The sequence below is a fragment of the Bradyrhizobium lupini genome, assembly GCF_040939785.1.
GTDB lineage: Bacteria > Pseudomonadota > Alphaproteobacteria > Rhizobiales > Xanthobacteraceae > Bradyrhizobium > Bradyrhizobium canariense_D.
In genome coordinates, this window is the sequence record NZ_CP162553.1 from 2,380,144 (window position 1) to 2,395,748 (window position 15,605).

Below are 15,605 nucleotides of genomic sequence, written 5' to 3' on the forward strand. Positions count from 1 at the left end.
CGATACCGACCTCTCGGCGCTCGGATACCCAGGTTGAAGGTTCACCTTCTTGTCGCATCTGGCGGGGAGTGGTCGAGAAGTTTGGTCGTGCCTGTACAACGAGCGACGGGCCAATGCGTAACCAGACCCAGGCTGTTGCTCGCTGCGCTCGATCAGCCGTGACTTCACGCACCGCGAGCTTGCGCAGATGAGGCGAGCTGTGCGAGCTCCGTTTCGAGCATAGGGTTGCGCTTGAACATAGCGTCGATCAATGCTTGGGCCGGCTGCTCGGCCGCCTCCACCCACGTCGCCTTCTCCGCTCGCGCGGAGGGCGCGAACACACGCTTGACCACGGTCGGCGATCCCCTCAGACCGCAATTGGCCATGTCATCCACGCCAGCACTTTGGGCGCTCCATTTTACGATTGTGGTGCGGGCGGCACGCAACGCATCTATCATTGCGCCGCGGCGAATTTGATTTGTTGCCTCTAACATGCTGACGAGACACGGCAGCTTGGAACCCAACACCTGGACGCCCCCTTCGCAGCGCCGTTCGGCCTCGATGGTCCGTAGCTTGAGGTCCAACGCTTTGATCGTGGAAACATAGGTGAGCTGCTGGACCCCGAGCCGCCTTGCAATGCCAGGTCCCACCTGCGCCGTATCGCCGTCGATCGTCTGCTTGCCGGTGAATATGACGTCCGGTGGGCCATATTCCTTGCCGACGTTGCGAATCGCGCTCGCCAACGCGTAACTCGTCGCCAGCGTATCCGAGCCCGCAAAGCTACGGTCGGTGAGCAGGACAGCGCGATCGGCACCAAATGTCAGTGCCTTTCGGAGAGATTCTTCGGCCGACGGCGGTCCCATCGTCAGGACGGTGACTTCGCCGCCGAATTGATCTCTTAGCTCGAGCGCAGCTTCCAATGCAAAGAGATCATAGGGGTTGATGATTGTCGGCACGCCCTGGCGCATGATCGTATTCGTAACAGGGTGCACGCGGATTTGCGCGGAGTCGGGGACCTGTTTGATGCAGACGATGCTGTGCATGTACTTCTCCTAAGATGCCGAGCCGACTCCCGACGCAGCAAATGTCATACCATCCGAGGCATTTCGCCAACGAGGAATGAATGCAGGCTGACGACGAGCCGGTTGTCGCAACTGCGATGGTTTACGCACCGGCGTGATCTCAAGCTGATCGGAGTCAGGGGCGGCAACGGAGCCGCAGCGATCACGCGCCGCTTCGACGCCAAAGCCATTTTCAGGGCGCGTACGTTGCAAACAGACGATGACAAGACTGGCCGAAGCGAAGACGCCCTACGCGTCGCCGGCGAGTAAATCCCAACCCAAGGCACAACGCTGCATCCCGATCATGCATCCGAGCTGGCGACCGCCTCTTTTCCACGCTCTCCTATGCCAGTCGGCCGCGAGCGAGAGAGGAGAGAGAGAGAGAGAGAGAGAGAGAGAGGAGCGAGCTCGGCGCTTGGCTCAGAAGCGTTTGATCTCGATGCCGTGTCTTCGCAAGGCGTAGCCAATCTGGCGCGGGGTCAGTCCAAGCAGGCGCGCCGCCTTCGCCTGTACCCACCCGGATCTTTCCATGGCTGCGATGACGCGCTCGCGATCGGTGACTTTCGCGGCACCCACCACGGGGCGCCCGGGCGGCCCCAGCGGTGTCAGCTCGCTGCTCACCGGCTGAACGGGTGTGACGGCTTGTGTTGGCGGCATGCTCAGCCTCGCGGGCAGTGAGATTGTCGGGCTCGGCTGTCGGGCCATTTCCGCCGGTCCACACTTCCATAGCAAAGCCGACAGGCATTGCCCGTGGCAGCACGCAAAATCATCTCTTACGATCGACGATCCTCGGGCTAGCGTCGCGGTCCGCTGCACGCAGTTTTCGAGCTCACGGACGTTGCCGGGAAATCCGCAATTCATGAGGACCTCAATCGCACTTGAATCGAATACCAGAGTACGGCCGTTCTCATTGTTAAAGTTCTTCAAAAAACGAGCCGCGAGAAGCGGAATATCAGTGCGTCTTTCCCGCAGCGGCGGCAATAGCAGAGGAACAACGCTGATGCGGTAATAGAGATCGGCACGGAACTCGTTCCTTGCCACCGCCTCTTCAAGATTTTTGTTCGTGGCCGCAATCACGCGGACGTCGACTTTGATCGTCTGATTGCCGCCCACCCGCTCGAATTCCTGCTCCTGAAGCACGCGCAGAAGCTTCGCCTGAAACGAGCCCGAGATCTCTCCAATCTCATCCAGAAACAGCGTTCCCTTGTCGGCGATCTCGAAGCGCCCCTTGCGCGCGTTGAATGCGCCCGTAAACGCCCCCTTCTCGTGTCCGAACAATTCGGATTCCAGCACGGTCTCGGTGAGGGCTGCGCAATTCAGCTTGATAAAGGGGCGTTTGGCGCGCGCTGAACGCTCGTGAATAGCCTTCGCGACCAGCTCTTTGCCGGTCCCCGATTCGCCACGCAACAAAACCGTGCTATTTGATTTTGAGATGACCTCGATCTTGTTAAGTAGCGCGCGCAGCGCCGGGCTGTCGCCGATCATTCCCTCGACTTGGACCTTCTTACGGTCCCGCCCATGGGGCTTGAGCTCGGAGAGTTGCTTCTGCAGCCGGAACTCCTCGTCCATAAGGCGCCCGCGATCGCGCACAAACGAGCAATGCAGCTTCGTCGTCTGGCCTAGCAGGCTGGCGACCATCGTCAGAAGGCGGCGGTCGTCCTCGAGCTGCGCACGCGTCCCATTGTCCGCGATGAGGTCAATGCTCAGCGTACCCGCAACTTTGCCGTCAACGTCTATGGGAACGCCGATGAACGCAACACGCGTATGACCGCCGGCATTTAGCATATCGACGTCCGAAGAACTGAAGGCCGAATGCAGCGCTACATTCTCCACGATGAGCGGCTGCCCCGACGCGACGATTTGATCGATTGCTCCTTGCGGCAAGCGCACCCGGCAGCGCGCATCGCGGTCTTCGCTCCTGCCGTCCTCTACGATGATCTCCGGCCCGCCGTCATGCTCGAACAGACATACGATGCCGCGCCGCATCTGCACGAGCGATCCCAGGCGCTCGATGACGCTCGCCAGCTTAGCCTCGAGCCGACATAGGCCAGTGAGCGTGTGCGCTATTTCAACAATCGTGCTTAGCGATTTCTCTTGGGACCGCACAATACAAGCGGAAGCGTCCGCGTCGGAGGTTGAGTTTGGCTTTTCGCGCAGGGAAATGCTGTCTAGCATGACGACTTCTCCGTTCCTTTCTCGATCCTCCCCATCGGACTTGTTGGATTCGTGTTGCATGCCCGATCTGACATCCAGTTCTCGGGGCGGGACGAGAGATTACCCGTCTTCATGGCACGTCGGCAGCACTTAGAGTAACTAGCTTTGCCGCTTTGTTTTCCAACTCGCTGCGCGGATTCACCCCGGCCAACATGACTTCCATCGATGAAGCTCAGAACAGCCAGGGCTCTTTAGGGGCTGATTGAATTATAAGTGTTGCCCGCCATTGATCGGCACTTCGGCGCCGGTGACATAACTTGCCGCATCTGAACATAGGAAGAAAATGACCTTGGCGACCTCTTCGGGTGTACCCACTCGGCGGAGTGGGATCTTTGGCACAAGATGCGCTTCCGTGTCAGGCGACAAAATGTCCGTCTTGATTTCGCCGGGCGCGATCGCATTGACCGAATGCCATACGCGGCGTAATCGTGCGCCATTTCGCGCGTGAGACAAGCGAGCGCAGCTTTCGAAGTCGCATATGCCGAGCCTGCAAATGGATGCACCCGCGAGCCGGCGATCGACGTCACGTTGACGATCGAGCCTGACGCCCTTTTTAATTCGTCGAACAGGCCTTGAGCGAGTAGGATCGGTGCCACCAGATTGAGGTGGAACACGCTCATCCAGGTGTCGACTGAGGTCGCCAGCGATGTCAGCCTGGTACCGTTTGCCGCTTTTGGTGAGTTGCCGGCATTGTTTACCAGTCCGTGCAACGGTGCGCCAGCAAGGCGCTCCTTGATCTCGGCAATCACGCGCGGCAGCATCCGATGATCGCCCAGGTCGACTTCGATATAGCTGTCGCCCTCTGAGTCTGATGGGCGACGCGCCGCGTCCAATGGTTGGCGCGCGCAAGAAATGATGCGCCAACCGGCTTTCGAAAGCAATTTTCCGGTGGCGCGACCGATACCGCGCGATGCCCCGGTCAATACCAGCGTCTTTCGCTCGCGCAGCGGACGGCCCGCTCGATCGGCGTGAATTGGACCGCTAGGGTCCGTTTCCGACGATTGAGGTACGACCGCTTTGTCATCAGGTAGATCTAGATTCACACGCGGCTCCCTTCCGCTCCCATCGGCTGTGCACCTGGTGCAGGATCCGGGCCAAAGCGACGCAGGGCATAAGGGGCGCACTTTTGCGACAAATGGCAGGTTCTGAACATCTGGCCTGTTTGCTTTTCGACAACAGCAACGCCGCGTCAAGCCCCCGGGCGCGTTGGCTGGGTCGCACTCCAGGGGTGGTCTGTGGCTCATTCGAATTGGCGGAGATAGTTTAGCTGCCTTTGTGCGGAGATCAGGATCGATGGCCAGTTCGTTCAATTTCCTCGGTTGGACGCGCCGCCGCAGATGCGGCTCTGGTTCGACATCGGTGGGCTGGGGCTCGTGCCGTTGATCAGATGCGGTCGAAAGTATTTCGCAACCAGCGCATGAACAAGGCCGTCGTCCAGAAGACGAGCTGACCGCGAAGGAATTAACGCAGAAACGGCGATATACCTGACGCGCGTCCTTGCTGCTGGGACATTCTGACGTGACCGTCTGCTACGTCAGATTCCTCGGCGGCCCGGGCCACCATCGCCGTGCTCTTCACCGCGTGGCCACCGATGGCGGTTTCGGCCCGGCGATGCCGGGACCCTAACCTTTTCTCCGGTCAATCGACTTACACGTCGCGGTCCGACGTATCCCGGGACAAGGCCGCCGACGCTCGCCGGCATTGGCCTACGCTTCGCCGGGCATTCGCTGTACCACTGCATCCCGGCAGTGCGCCGGTCAGCCCTCAGCTGCGGACGTTGCGAAACCCGATGCTGTGGAAGCCAGCAGTATCAGGCCGACGATCTAGGCGACGATTGCTCAGGTTCAGATTCGCGGCACCTCATGAAGCCGCGAAATGCTCGCATGGATTATCGACCAGGGTCAACTGCTCCGGATTGCTCAGATCGAATTCAATAATGCGTGGCACGAGCAGACGGGCATAGCGCGTAAAGGCGCTCGTGGGAGGAAAGCGGATCACGGTGGCGCATCGCGCAAGAAGATACATGTCGATGAGCGCGGAAGCTCCACCTTCAATTCCCATTTCCGCACTATGCAACGGCCCTGCCAGACCGGCCTGGAACCGTTTTGGTACGGCGAAGATATCGGGAAACAGACCCGATATGTGATCGAGCACCTGTGCGCTATCCGTGCACAGGAAGATCTTAACAGGCTTTGGATATGGCAAAGCCATGGCTTTACGGATTGCCATGCAGACCTGACGAAGAGCGAGCTCCGAATCGGCCCAGTACGGAGCATGCCCCATGATATCTTCGCCATTGCCGTGCCGAACATGAACGCCGATGATACTATGGCCGCTAAAGTGTTGCTCATACAGGTCCTCGATCCGCGCGCGAATCTCAGACCTGAGTTTGATGTTTCGGAAGATCAGTCGTTCGGCTTCCTCACCACAACGCCACATCAGGCAAGCGTCACAGACAATGGTGTTGGCCTCGTTATCGTCTCCTGCTTGGAACAGCTCAGTCAGTTCGTCACGTTCTCGGAAGATCTGCTCGTCCGGACGATTGATACAGTCGATCGATGGCCTATTCCACCACGGCGGGAAGAACGGGCCGGGAAACGAGAGCTGGTTGACCCTGTCATCGCAAATCACCGGCACGCCAGCGATCTCCTCAACCGGCTCGAAGAACACCGGAAAGGCATTGCTGAACGGTTGGTCGACATAACAGGAACCGCGCCAGTCAATAACGAGCGTTCGCCCGGTCCGCTGCGCGTACGACCAGGCTGATGCCAACGACCAGAGGCAATCACCAAAGCCGGTGCGCCTCCGAGAAACAACAAAGCGTTCCTTCGTCACGTTAGCAAACCCTTCTCGTTGCGCGAGTGTGGCGCACCAACTCATCTGCGATGCCGATCCACGCCGGGCGCTGGTCACCTGGACGCAAGTCACCCAACCCGCAAACTCATCCTGCACGGCACTGCGATTGGCAGGTCATGCTAGAGGTGTCACATTACGCACCTTTTACGACGGCCCAGTCTGTGACGGATGCAGCCGAATACAACGCTGATCCCACAGCCCGCGCAGTTCGTTCAGGAGAGCTTCGCGCCTGGTCCTGTCAGAGGTGACCTTGGCGAGAAGATCGGCCAGAACAGCTTCCTTCTCGATTTGCATCAGCATGTCGAATAGGTCGTGCGAGACGCGTACGCTGTCATGGCTGGAGTGACCCATGCGGATCTCGCAGATTGTCTCCTGGCGGTCTCGGCCCGCATGAGCGCGAACCCGGTAAAGAGATACATGGGGCGGCAGTGATACAGCAAGCGCGGTCCAATTTTCGAGCGTTGTTGCCCGCTTTTTGATGAGGAATGACCCGACCACAAGGCCATCCAGCTCGGTCGACAAGAACGCCGTAATCGCATCGGCAACGGAATCTACGATCGGTTCGGAATTGTTGTTGAACGACGTATTAAGCAGAATCGGGACGCCCGTCCGAGCTTTGAACGCATTGATAAGTTCCCAATAGGCGGCATTGCTCGTGCGGGACACCGTTTGCAGCCGAGCCGTACCATCGATATGCGTGATCGCGCCCAGCAACGCACGCATGGATCTCGCGCACGCGAACGACGAAATTCATGAAGGGATATTCTGCACGACCATCCGGCAACTCAAAGAACGCGCCCGCATCCTCCTCGAGAACCGATGGCGCGAACGGTCGATAACTCTCGCGCTTCTTGACCATCGCATTGATCCGGTCCTTGTTTGCCGCGGGCCTCGGGTCCGCAAGAATGCTGCGGTTGCCGAGCGCACGAGGGCCGAACTCGGACCGGCCCTGTACCCACCCGATCACAGCGCCATCAGCGATCCACTCGGCTGCTCTTGCTGCGACGTCAGCGGTCCGTTCAATCTCGAGGTGTCCGGCCCATCCCTTCAGTTCCTGTTCAATGCTGTCGTCGCTGCCGACATCGGGCCCCCAATAAACCGCCTGTAGTCGTTCGCGGGGCGGAGCCTGCCCGGCCTCGTTCGATACCATCAGCGCCGCACCCAATGCGCATCCGGCATCATGCGAGGCCGGCTGCACAAAAATCTCTTCGAACAGGCCTGAGTACAGCAGTTTTCCGTTTAGCGTGCAGTTGTGGGCCACCCCGCCAGCCAGGCACAACCGTTTCATTCCGGTCTGCTCACGATAATGCCGAAGAATGTGAAAGACGATACGCTCCAGCGCCTCCTGCAATGAAGCGCTCACATCTCGGTGCTGTTGCGTGAACGGCATTCCCTTTCGCCGGACCTCGATATTGCGCAGCAATGCCGGGCCGATACGGTCGAGGTGAACGCGGTAGGCACCGTTGGGGGAGAGCTCATAAAATTGGGAGAAAAGCTCGCGATAGCGAGCGGGATCTCCATAAGGAGCCAATCCCATGACCTTATATTCGTCGAACAGGCCGTAGCCGAGGTATCGGATCGTTTCCAGATAGAACAGTCCGAGAGAGTTGGTCTCTGGAAACGTCATGAGCTCGGTCATTTCGGTGCCCGACCCCACCGCCAACAGACCCGAGAGGAAGTCGCCACAGCCGTCGATCGCGAGAACCAGGCTTTCTTCAAAACCGGACATTGCCAAAGCGCTTACGGCATGGGCCTGATGATGACCTACGAATGACACCCGCGAAGGGTCAACTTGGGTACCGAACTCTGCCGCGAGAAGGTGCCGCAACAGGAGATTCGCATCCAGCGGAATTGAGATCTCAGGTTGTGAAATGAACAACCGTTCGAGCATCGAATTGCAGTAGGCTTCAGTCGCGTAGAACGCAATACGATCGACGTCGCGAAACTCCACACCCGCGGCTGCTAGACAGTATTCAATCGCACTGCTCGGGAGCTTGTTCGAATGTTTGATGCGGTTGAGGCGCTCCTCTTCAACGGCGGCGATCACGCGACCGTCCTTGACGAGCACCGCGGCGCCGTCGTGCAGAAACGTGTTCGGTAGTTGCAGCGGGTTTTCATAGACCCTGTCAAGCCCGCCACTCAATCCTAGACACAGCATCTTGTTCTCCGTTCATTTTGAGAGGCCTGTTGGCCTATTTCATATCGCTTGGTTGGCGAGTAGGCTGCACGTCGCCGCGGGGCCGCAGGCATCGCCAACGAAACGAGGCTCGTATAAGCGTCGGCCGCGAACCGAAAGTTCGTTACGTCCCGTGTCTGATCTCGCACGCGCGACGCTTCGCTTTAAGTCTTGTTCCTCTCACCGCATCAGGCGTTGCCGAAGCAGCGCAGCTGAGACGATGAAGGGAATGGCTGCGTAGATGCAAAGTGCGCCCACATGCAAACCGACGCTGTCGACCGGCCGACCGAGCATTGCTGGACGAATGAGATCGACCGAATGTGTCAGGGGCAACAAGGCCGCGATGCGTTGAAATGAACCAGGCAGCTGGCTGATTGGGAAGATCGCCCCGCTCAAATACATCATGGGCGTTAGGATAAGTGATTGGTAGAAGATGAAATAGTCGTGGCTCGGTGCAAGAGCTGAAACGACCATTGCGAGGCTCGCGAAAGCAACGCCAGTGAGGGCGATGGCTGGTAACGCATAGGGAATGGACGACCACTCTGCATACCCCAGCGCGACGGCAACAATCGTGATCGCCGTCCCGGCGAGCAAGGCCTTGCTCGCTGCCCATGCCACTTCACCTAGAACAATGTCGCCGAGCGTAAGAGGCGTACAGAGCACTGCCTCCCACGTGCAACCTGTCTGCATGCGAGCGTAAGCCCCATAGATGGTTTCAAAGGTTGAGGAGACCATTGCGCTTGTGGCGACCATACCAGCCGCCAGAAACGCAATGTATGAAGTCCCCTCAACGCCACCTACGATCATTCCGAGGCCAAAACCAAGACCGAACAGAGAGCTCATCGGCTCGGCCAGATTCCCAAGAATCGACGCCAGAGCGACTTTCCGCCAGACCAGAAAGTTGCGGCGCCATACCGCGATCCAATTCCATGGATTGGCAGGGAGCGCGGACGCAAAACGTTGCCACATCGTTCAGTCCTTCATCTCTCGCCCGGTTAGCCGTAAGAAGACATCCTCCAGATTTGGAGGACGCTGCAGAAGGCGGAGATCCGTACGGTTGCCAAGCCGGCGACGCACCTGCTCGGGATCCTTGACATAGCAAAACAGCGTCTCCCCGCTCACCTCAGCGTGCTGCACTTGGGTTCTGACCAGCGGCAGCAACTCATGCGGGTCACCACCGTAAATCTCGATCACCTGACACCCGATCTGCTGCTCGATCAGAGCATGAGGCTGCCCTTCGGCGATCTTGCGGCCGTGCTCAAGCACGCACAGGCGGTCGCACAATCGCTCCGCCTCTTCCATGAAATGGGTGGTGAGAAGAATCGTTTTGCCGCGCGCTAATAGCCAGCGCAAGCGTTCCCAGATGAGATGACGGCCATGCGGATCGAGGCCAGTCGTCGGCTCGTCAAGTACCAATACCTGCGGGTCGTTAATGAGGGCACGTGCCAGCGTCAGCCGCCGCTTCATGCCGCCGGACAGTTCGGCGACGCGGGCGTCCGCCTTGTTCTCCAAGCGGGCGAATTCGAGCAGTGACGGCGTCACCGCGTTGACCTCGGTCGCGCTCATGCCGAAGTAGCGACCGAAAACGAGCAAGTTTTCGCGCACGGTGAGCTGAAGATCAAGGTTATCGAACTGTGGGACAACCCCGATGCCCCGACGCGCCAACGGCGCATGTGCCGGCACCGGCTCGCCAAGCACGTGGATCTTACCTGCGTCGGGCGATGCAACACCCAGGATCAATCGCGCAAGCGTACTTTTACCCGCGCCGTTTGGTCCCAGCAGACCGAAGCACTCTCCGGGCGAGACCGTAAACGAAAGAGCGTCCACGACGGTCCGGTCCTTGTAGGACTTGCTGACCTCGAAAAGGTCGATTGCCGGGGTTGACATTTGCTTACGCGACCGCGACGGACGTTGTTCGCACCGCGTCCTTGGTCGCGTGCTTTTTCGTCCAAAGCAGGCCGTCACACCACACGTGATCGATGCGTCCCCACTGGCACGCGGCGGCAGCATCCGGGAAAAAGCCGCGTCCATGCAAATTGGCGCTGGTATTGCAAAGCAGGGGAATGGCTGTGAGCTTCTCGTACGCGATGAGAAGCTCGACCACTTTATGCTGAGATGTTCTGGAAACGGTCTGTAGGCGAGCAGATCCATCGAGATGCACGACCGCGGGAATTTTGTCCCGCCATTCCGGTCGCGTCTGGTGATCGAACAGCATGTACGGATCGGGTACTCCAGGGCTAAAAATCTCCGCCGCACGATCCTCCAGGCATATCGGCGCTACCGGCCTGAAATGCTCTCGAAGCTTGACGTCGTTGAGATGGTCTTTCATTCCCTCCCAGCTCGCAGCCGCGAGAATGCTTCTGCCACCCAACGCACGTGGTCCGAGCTCGGCACGCCCGGCAAGGAAGATCACGGGCTTGTCACTCGCGAGGATTGCCGCAAGTTCGCCCATAGTGCAGGGCGCGCCGTCCCATCCGGGCGGGACTTCGCTGGGACGAACGGCCGGTCCACTGTAGACCGTCCATTCCAGAGCTCTAAAGCCTTGCTGTGCCGCCAGTGCACAGCAAGCAGCACCGATCGCTGAGCCACTGTCGTTCGGAAAGGGCGGCACCCACACGTCGTCGAACAGGCCGGTCGCACGAAATGCACTATTCCACTTGATATTCAGGCCACAGCCGCCGGCTATGCAGAGGTTACGCACCCCCGCAAGATCCGAATGTCGCTGCACAACATCAGCAATTGTGCGAACCAGCAGGCGCTCTAGAAAGACGTGAAATGACGCAAGGATGTCTTCGGCTTGCTTGGCCTTCAATCGCAGTGCGCACGCATCGAAGAAGTCGTGCAGAGCTTCAAGTGGTGATAGTGAGCTGTTGATCTGTGCAAGCTTATGACAAGCGCCCTCAGCATCCGTGGCAAAGTGCGCCTGATAAAGCTCCTGAAACGTCGCAATAATCTCCTCGTCCGGAGCTCCCAGCGCGATATAGGCCATCAGCTTGCCGGCGATGCCGAGATCCCAGCTGGTCCGGTCTGCCCGCCTGTAAGGTCCAAAGTGATGTCCTGCCGCCGCATAAGCGTGGCCTATCATCGGAAACAGGCACTCGATGAACCGGATGCCGTGCGGCTCGACATAGTAGAGGCGCGGAAACATGCAGCCGTCCCACACCAAGCAGAAAGCAGATTGTGCGGATTTGGCAAACGAGCTGGTGCAGTATGCGGATGCTACGTGCCCGGTGACATGCGGATAGCTTTGATAGGGATATAGTTTCCCATCAAGCATAAGGCCGATGCGATCGCGGGAGGCGAGGGGGCTATCGCCTTGGCGTTCGACATACGGCGCGCCCTTGAGCTTAACGGTCGTCGTCCCACTAAGGACTTCAAACTGCGATCTGAACTCTCCATCCCAGCCATCGATGACGAACTGATCGACGTCGCTCGGATTGAGCCCGTGCTCCGCCAAGGCGCTAACAACGGAATCCAGATTGTCGATGGTTTGATAACGCGGATTGTTGTTCAGCTTCTCCTGCTCGAGGCAGAACACCACTCGCCCGTCCTCAATCAGAGCGACTGCCCCGTCATGCGTCAACTTGATACCGCAGATACGCATAGTGGCTCCTTTCAGGTTCGGTCGTTGGGTCGGATCGAAGATCGCTCCGGATTGCGAAAGCGGACCAACAGGCAGTCTTCGTCAGCCGACTGCCCCTGGCACTGCACGCGTTCGACCTCAATGAGCGCTTCAGTCAAAATCGTGATGACCGTCTCGGCGCCAGCGACATGCCCCCATCGCTTGCAGGTCGCATCACGTGCGGATCCGAAGACCAGATGCCCACCTGGAGCAAGCATCTTGACCATGTTGTCGACTGCAGTACGCATTTGTGTCATGTCTTCGAGATAATAGAGAACTTCGGCGACCACGATCAGATCGAACAGCTCTGCGGCCGAGAACTGCAGAATGTCAGTCGCCGCCCAGCTGATATGCGACCACCTCTTGGTACGCTGGACCGCGCGACCGATCGCTCGCGGCATAACATCGATGACCGTGAGCCGTTTGCAGTGAGGAGCAAGCTTCTCTGTAAACGCACCGGCCGCGCACCCGATTTCGAGGCCATTTGAGACGACGCTGTTCGACAGCGACAGCCGCAGCAATTGGGTGTGACGCTCACGTTCGAACGGATTGTCGTCGAGCCGCCACGGATCCTCATTGGACAGCTCCCGTTCCAACGATTGATATGTCTGATGCACGTTCACGACCTAATCTCCTACAAAGCTGCTCACTCAGTCTCGGCCGCAATGCCATCCGGCGCGATCAGCTGCGATGGAGCGCGCGAAAGACCTGCCCTGCGAATTGAGCCAGGCGTTTCCGATGCGAGGTTGAGGCTTGGTCCTGTTGTCGCGTCTTCGATCGAGGCAATCGATTCATCACCGTCTGATGATTCCGCTATTTTGCGCGAGAGCCAATCGCTGTTGCTCAAGGTACAGAGCGCATAGGCTTTCATCGGGAGCAGGAGGAAGATGTTGATCGGGGTGTGCAGCGAGAAGCCGAGAAATCGAAGCTCGCCAGCGCGCAGGGCGGCCACGCTGCATCGAATCAGGGTCATCGCGACGATGGTCAGACCGGTCCACCAGGGCACGGTGCCCGTGAGCGCGAGCTGAGCGAGCGCGGCAATCGATGAGATGGCGAGCAGCAGCGGGCCGAGGTTCTGTCCAATCACGTCCAGCGTGAGGTACCGGTCGAGGCTGGGCAGCAGGTGCAAACCGAGCAGGGTGTCGCGGTAGGTGCTGCGCGCCCAGCGGAGCTGTTGGCGCAGATACGGCAAGAGCGTGTCCGGGACCACCGTGGCGGCGATGGCGTCCGGAACGTACTCCGTTCGGAACCCTGCCTTGAGCATGAGGATGGTCAGATGACGGTCCTCACCGAAGTCGCTGGGTTTTCCCCGGAAGAACTGCGTCTCGTATTGCTCGAGCAGCAACAGCAGCGCGGAGCGCCGGTACATGGCGCACGGCCCACAGCAGCACATGACGGCACCAAACCGCGTCTGCGCCGCGCGCTCCTCGTTGCAAGCCAACCAGTACTCCATGTCGATCAATCGGGTCAGCCAGCTGTCGTTTCGGTTGCTGGCCTTCAATTGGCCCATGGCCGCGCCGACGGCTGGATCCTGCATCTTGCGCACGAGCTTGCTGACCACGTCGCTGTCGATTTCCGTGTCGGAGTCGACGTTGAGCACGAGATCGCCGAATGAGCGGCGAATCGCTGCGATCTGCGCCTTGCGTTTTCCAACATTGCTTGGCAGCAGAATGATGGTGAATCTCGGGTCATACGCGTAGCTCGCGTGGACCGCGGCCACTGCGCCGACATTTGCCGAGCCGTCGTCGACCACGTAGACCTGCAATCGTCCTGGGTAATCCTGACTTGCGATAGACTTCAGGCAGGCCGCCAGCGTGCGCGGGTCCTCGTTGAAGCAGGGCACGATGACATCGACGCTGGGCAGAGCATCGGCGTCGACCCGGTCGTACGGCGGCAGTGGAGCGTCGCTTCGCAGCGCATAAAGCGCCTGCGCGCTCTTGTGGACGCTGGAGAGGAACGCGTAGGAGGCAACAGCAGCGGTGCTGATGGTGGCAAGCAGGCTCATGGGAATCGATCTATTCAGTGAGGTTGAGGAAGCGACCGGATTGCAAATCCACGGTCATGCAGTGCTGGAATGAGTTGGGCGAGCGCCGTCACGGTCTGGTCGCGCCGACCAGCATGAGGGCGGCGTCCCAACTCGTCGGGAGGGCATCCGTCGTGCAGGAGCACGATTGCGCCCGGCTGGACCGAGGCCAGCACCGCGGCAACAATCGCCTCGACGCCGGGACGCGACCAGTCTTGCGGGTCGACCGACCAGTGCAGGGCTGCCAGTTCGGCCTTCGCCGACACGGCGAAGGCCTCCTTGCTCCAGATCCCGTACGGCGCACGCATGTGCCGCACAGAGGCCCCGGGGCAGGCCATTCCAATGACCTTATTCGTCGTGAGGATCTCGTATTCCACCTCATCGGCTATGCATTTGGCCAAGTCCGGGTGCGTCATTGTGTGGTTTGCGACCTCGTGCCCTTCTGCAATGATGCGCTGGATCACCTGTGGCTGGGCCGCCGCGTATGCACCGATCACGCAGAAGGTGGCGGGCGTCCGATGCTGCGCCAGAACATCCAGGATAGCCGGCGTGCAAAGCGGGTTGGGACCATCATCAAAGCTCAGATAGACGCAAGGCTCTCCGCCGGCATCGGCGTAGTCGCTCCGCGCTTCAGTCGCGTCGTTTGTGGACCTCACAGTTCTGGCCCGTTCCGTTCGATCGTGTCACCCGCCGGCCATTCGCTCATGGGTCTCCCAATCGGCAGAACGAGGCCGACCACGTCCTCCACACGCGTCGGAGGCACAGTGAGGTAGATGTCCGGACGAGCGGACCGGACGCGAAGCCCTGGCAGAACAGTCGCCAATCCCTGTCGCCCGAGCAGCCTGGTAATATGTTTCTGCAGGGCAGCTCGGACCGTGCCAAAGCCGAACGGCACGCCAAGATCTCGCAATACGGGATACATCACTCGGATCGAGTGGGTTATTCCAAGCCCCTCCAGATCCGGGCGAACCCCGTACAATCCGAGTTCAGCCACGAGCAGATCGGTCTGACCAACTTTTATGAAGCGGCGTAGTGCCGCGATGTGAATCGCAACGCCACGATCATCGTAGCCGATTGCCCGAATTTCAGGCCTTGCGCCGGCCCAGCTTCGATGACCTTCAAAGGGCTTTGCATTGAATTCCCCGGTCGGACCATAGGTCTTCCGGAAGAAGTCGGATAATTCAATATGGTCAGCAAGTTCAAGGTCATTCTCCCAGCACAACCTCCAACGGACCGGAGGGCGCGCCGAAACACCTCGTTTGGATTCGGGCACGATCATGTTCATAGGGCGTCATTCCTGTTCGCTATCTGGCTCCTGACGCAGGCCAGCAGTTCGCTACCTTCGAAAGGCTTGCTCATGAACTGGAGTCCAGGGCCTCGCCTCACATCGTGTTCGGAATGGCCTGTGAGCAGAACGGTGGGAATCGCGCCTCCGGATGCAACCAGATGATCGAGGAGCTCGAGGCCACTCATCGCGCTCGGGTGCATGTCCGCGGTCAAGCACGACGTGATCGAACGGCGGTCTGATTTCGAGAAACCCTCTGCGCTCTCGAATGGTTCAGGCACGTAACCTGCGGAAAAGACCATATCCGTCAGATCTTCACGCACTGACTGATCTGCATTCACAATCGCGACCACATCGCGCGTGTGCGCAACTTTCATCAGATTCGCCAA

General features: G+C 59.3%; 11 protein-coding genes and 2 pseudogenes. All 13 read right to left on the bottom strand.

What is annotated here, in order from left to right; all coding sequences use genetic code 11:
* Positions 1-164 precede the first annotated feature (164 nt).
* The 13 genes and pseudogenes from AB3L03_RS11525 to AB3L03_RS11585 all read right to left on the bottom strand — a co-directional run bounded on the left by AB3L03_RS11525 (position 165) and on the right by AB3L03_RS11585 (position 15,605).
* The gene (locus tag AB3L03_RS11525; protein WP_368508616.1) at positions 165-1,022 is read right to left on the bottom strand and encodes a nitrogen fixation protein FixA; all 858 of its coding nucleotides are present in this window, start codon (positions 1,020-1,022) and stop codon (positions 165-167) included.
* A gap of 438 nt (positions 1,023-1,460) precedes the next feature.
* Positions 1,461-3,215 carry a nif-specific transcriptional activator NifA gene (nifA, locus tag AB3L03_RS11530; RefSeq protein WP_368508617.1) on the bottom strand — a complete coding sequence of 585 codons (1,755 nt, stop codon included), beginning with the start codon at positions 3,213-3,215 and terminating at the stop codon, positions 1,461-1,463.
* Positions 3,216-3,461: 246 nt separating this feature from the next.
* Positions 3,462-4,228: pseudogene (locus AB3L03_RS11535) on the bottom strand (SDR family NAD(P)-dependent oxidoreductase).
* 886 nt (positions 4,229-5,114) lie between these two features.
* A complete protein-coding gene (locus AB3L03_RS11540; RefSeq protein WP_368509036.1) occupies positions 5,115-6,134 on the bottom strand; it encodes a nodulation protein NodZ in 1,020 nt (339 codons plus the stop codon).
* Between the two features lie 120 nt (positions 6,135-6,254).
* Positions 6,255-8,268: pseudogene (locus AB3L03_RS11545) on the bottom strand (carbamoyltransferase).
* A 198-nt stretch (positions 8,269-8,466) separates the two neighbouring features.
* Positions 8,467-9,255 (bottom strand): ABC transporter permease, encoded by a 789-nt coding sequence (locus AB3L03_RS11550; protein ID WP_085359115.1) that lies wholly within the window; start codon positions 9,253-9,255, stop codon positions 8,467-8,469.
* A 3-nt stretch (positions 9,256-9,258) separates the two neighbouring features.
* Positions 9,259-10,173, bottom strand: a complete 915-nt coding sequence (nodI, locus tag AB3L03_RS11555; RefSeq protein WP_007605792.1) for a nodulation factor ABC transporter ATP-binding protein NodI — start codon at positions 10,171-10,173, stop codon at positions 9,259-9,261.
* A gap of 4 nt (positions 10,174-10,177) precedes the next feature.
* The gene (gene nodU, locus AB3L03_RS11560) at positions 10,178-11,890 is read right to left on the bottom strand and encodes a nodulation protein NodU (protein ID WP_368508618.1); all 1,713 of its coding nucleotides are present in this window, start codon (positions 11,888-11,890) and stop codon (positions 10,178-10,180) included.
* Between the two features lie 11 nt (positions 11,891-11,901).
* The gene (nodS, locus tag AB3L03_RS11565) at positions 11,902-12,531 is read right to left on the bottom strand and encodes a nodulation methyltransferase NodS (protein ID WP_085383599.1); all 630 of its coding nucleotides are present in this window, start codon (positions 12,529-12,531) and stop codon (positions 11,902-11,904) included.
* A 23-nt stretch (positions 12,532-12,554) separates the two neighbouring features.
* Complete coding sequence (nodC, locus tag AB3L03_RS11570; RefSeq protein WP_368508619.1) at positions 12,555-13,913, bottom strand: chitooligosaccharide synthase NodC; 1,359 nt, start codon at positions 13,911-13,913, stop codon at positions 12,555-12,557.
* Positions 13,914-13,927: 14 nt separating this feature from the next.
* Positions 13,928-14,587 carry a chitooligosaccharide deacetylase NodB gene (nodB, locus tag AB3L03_RS11575; RefSeq protein ID WP_085383206.1) on the bottom strand — a complete coding sequence of 220 codons (660 nt, stop codon included), beginning with the start codon at positions 14,585-14,587 and terminating at the stop codon, positions 13,928-13,930.
* Entirely contained in the window at positions 14,584-15,216 is a 633-nt protein-coding gene (locus AB3L03_RS11580; protein ID WP_085383207.1) for a NodA family N-acyltransferase, read from the bottom strand. Before AB3L03_RS11580 ends, nodB begins: the two co-directional genes overlap by 4 nt.
* Positions 15,213-15,605 carry a response regulator transcription factor gene (locus AB3L03_RS11585; RefSeq protein ID WP_368508620.1) on the bottom strand — a complete coding sequence of 131 codons (393 nt, stop codon included), beginning with the start codon at positions 15,603-15,605 and terminating at the stop codon, positions 15,213-15,215. The genes AB3L03_RS11580 and AB3L03_RS11585 overlap by 4 nt, the downstream gene beginning before the upstream one ends.

Bases quoted from the DNA above. Each gene is read 5' to 3' on its own strand.
- AB3L03_RS11525 (WP_368508616.1), bottom strand. From the start codon at position 1,022: ATGCACAGCATCGTCTGCATCAAACAGGTCCCCGACTCCGCGCAAATC.
- nifA (WP_368508617.1), bottom strand. From the start codon at position 3,215: ATGCTAGACAGCATTTCCCTGCGCGAAAAGCCAAACTCAACCTCCGAC.
- AB3L03_RS11540 (WP_368509036.1), bottom strand. From the start codon at position 6,134: ATGAGTTGGTGCGCCACACTCGCGCAACGAGAAGGGTTTGCTAACGTG.
- AB3L03_RS11550 (WP_085359115.1), bottom strand. From the start codon at position 9,255: ATGTGGCAACGTTTTGCGTCCGCGCTCCCTGCCAATCCATGGAATTGG.
- nodI (WP_007605792.1), bottom strand. From the start codon at position 10,173: ATGTCAACCCCGGCAATCGACCTTTTCGAGGTCAGCAAGTCCTACAAG.
- nodU (WP_368508618.1), bottom strand. From the start codon at position 11,890: ATGCGTATCTGCGGTATCAAGTTGACGCATGACGGGGCAGTCGCTCTG.
- nodC (WP_368508619.1), bottom strand. From the start codon at position 13,913: ATGAGCCTGCTTGCCACCATCAGCACCGCTGCTGTTGCCTCCTACGCG.
- AB3L03_RS11580 (WP_085383207.1), bottom strand. From the start codon at position 15,216: ATGAACATGATCGTGCCCGAATCCAAACGAGGTGTTTCGGCGCGCCCT.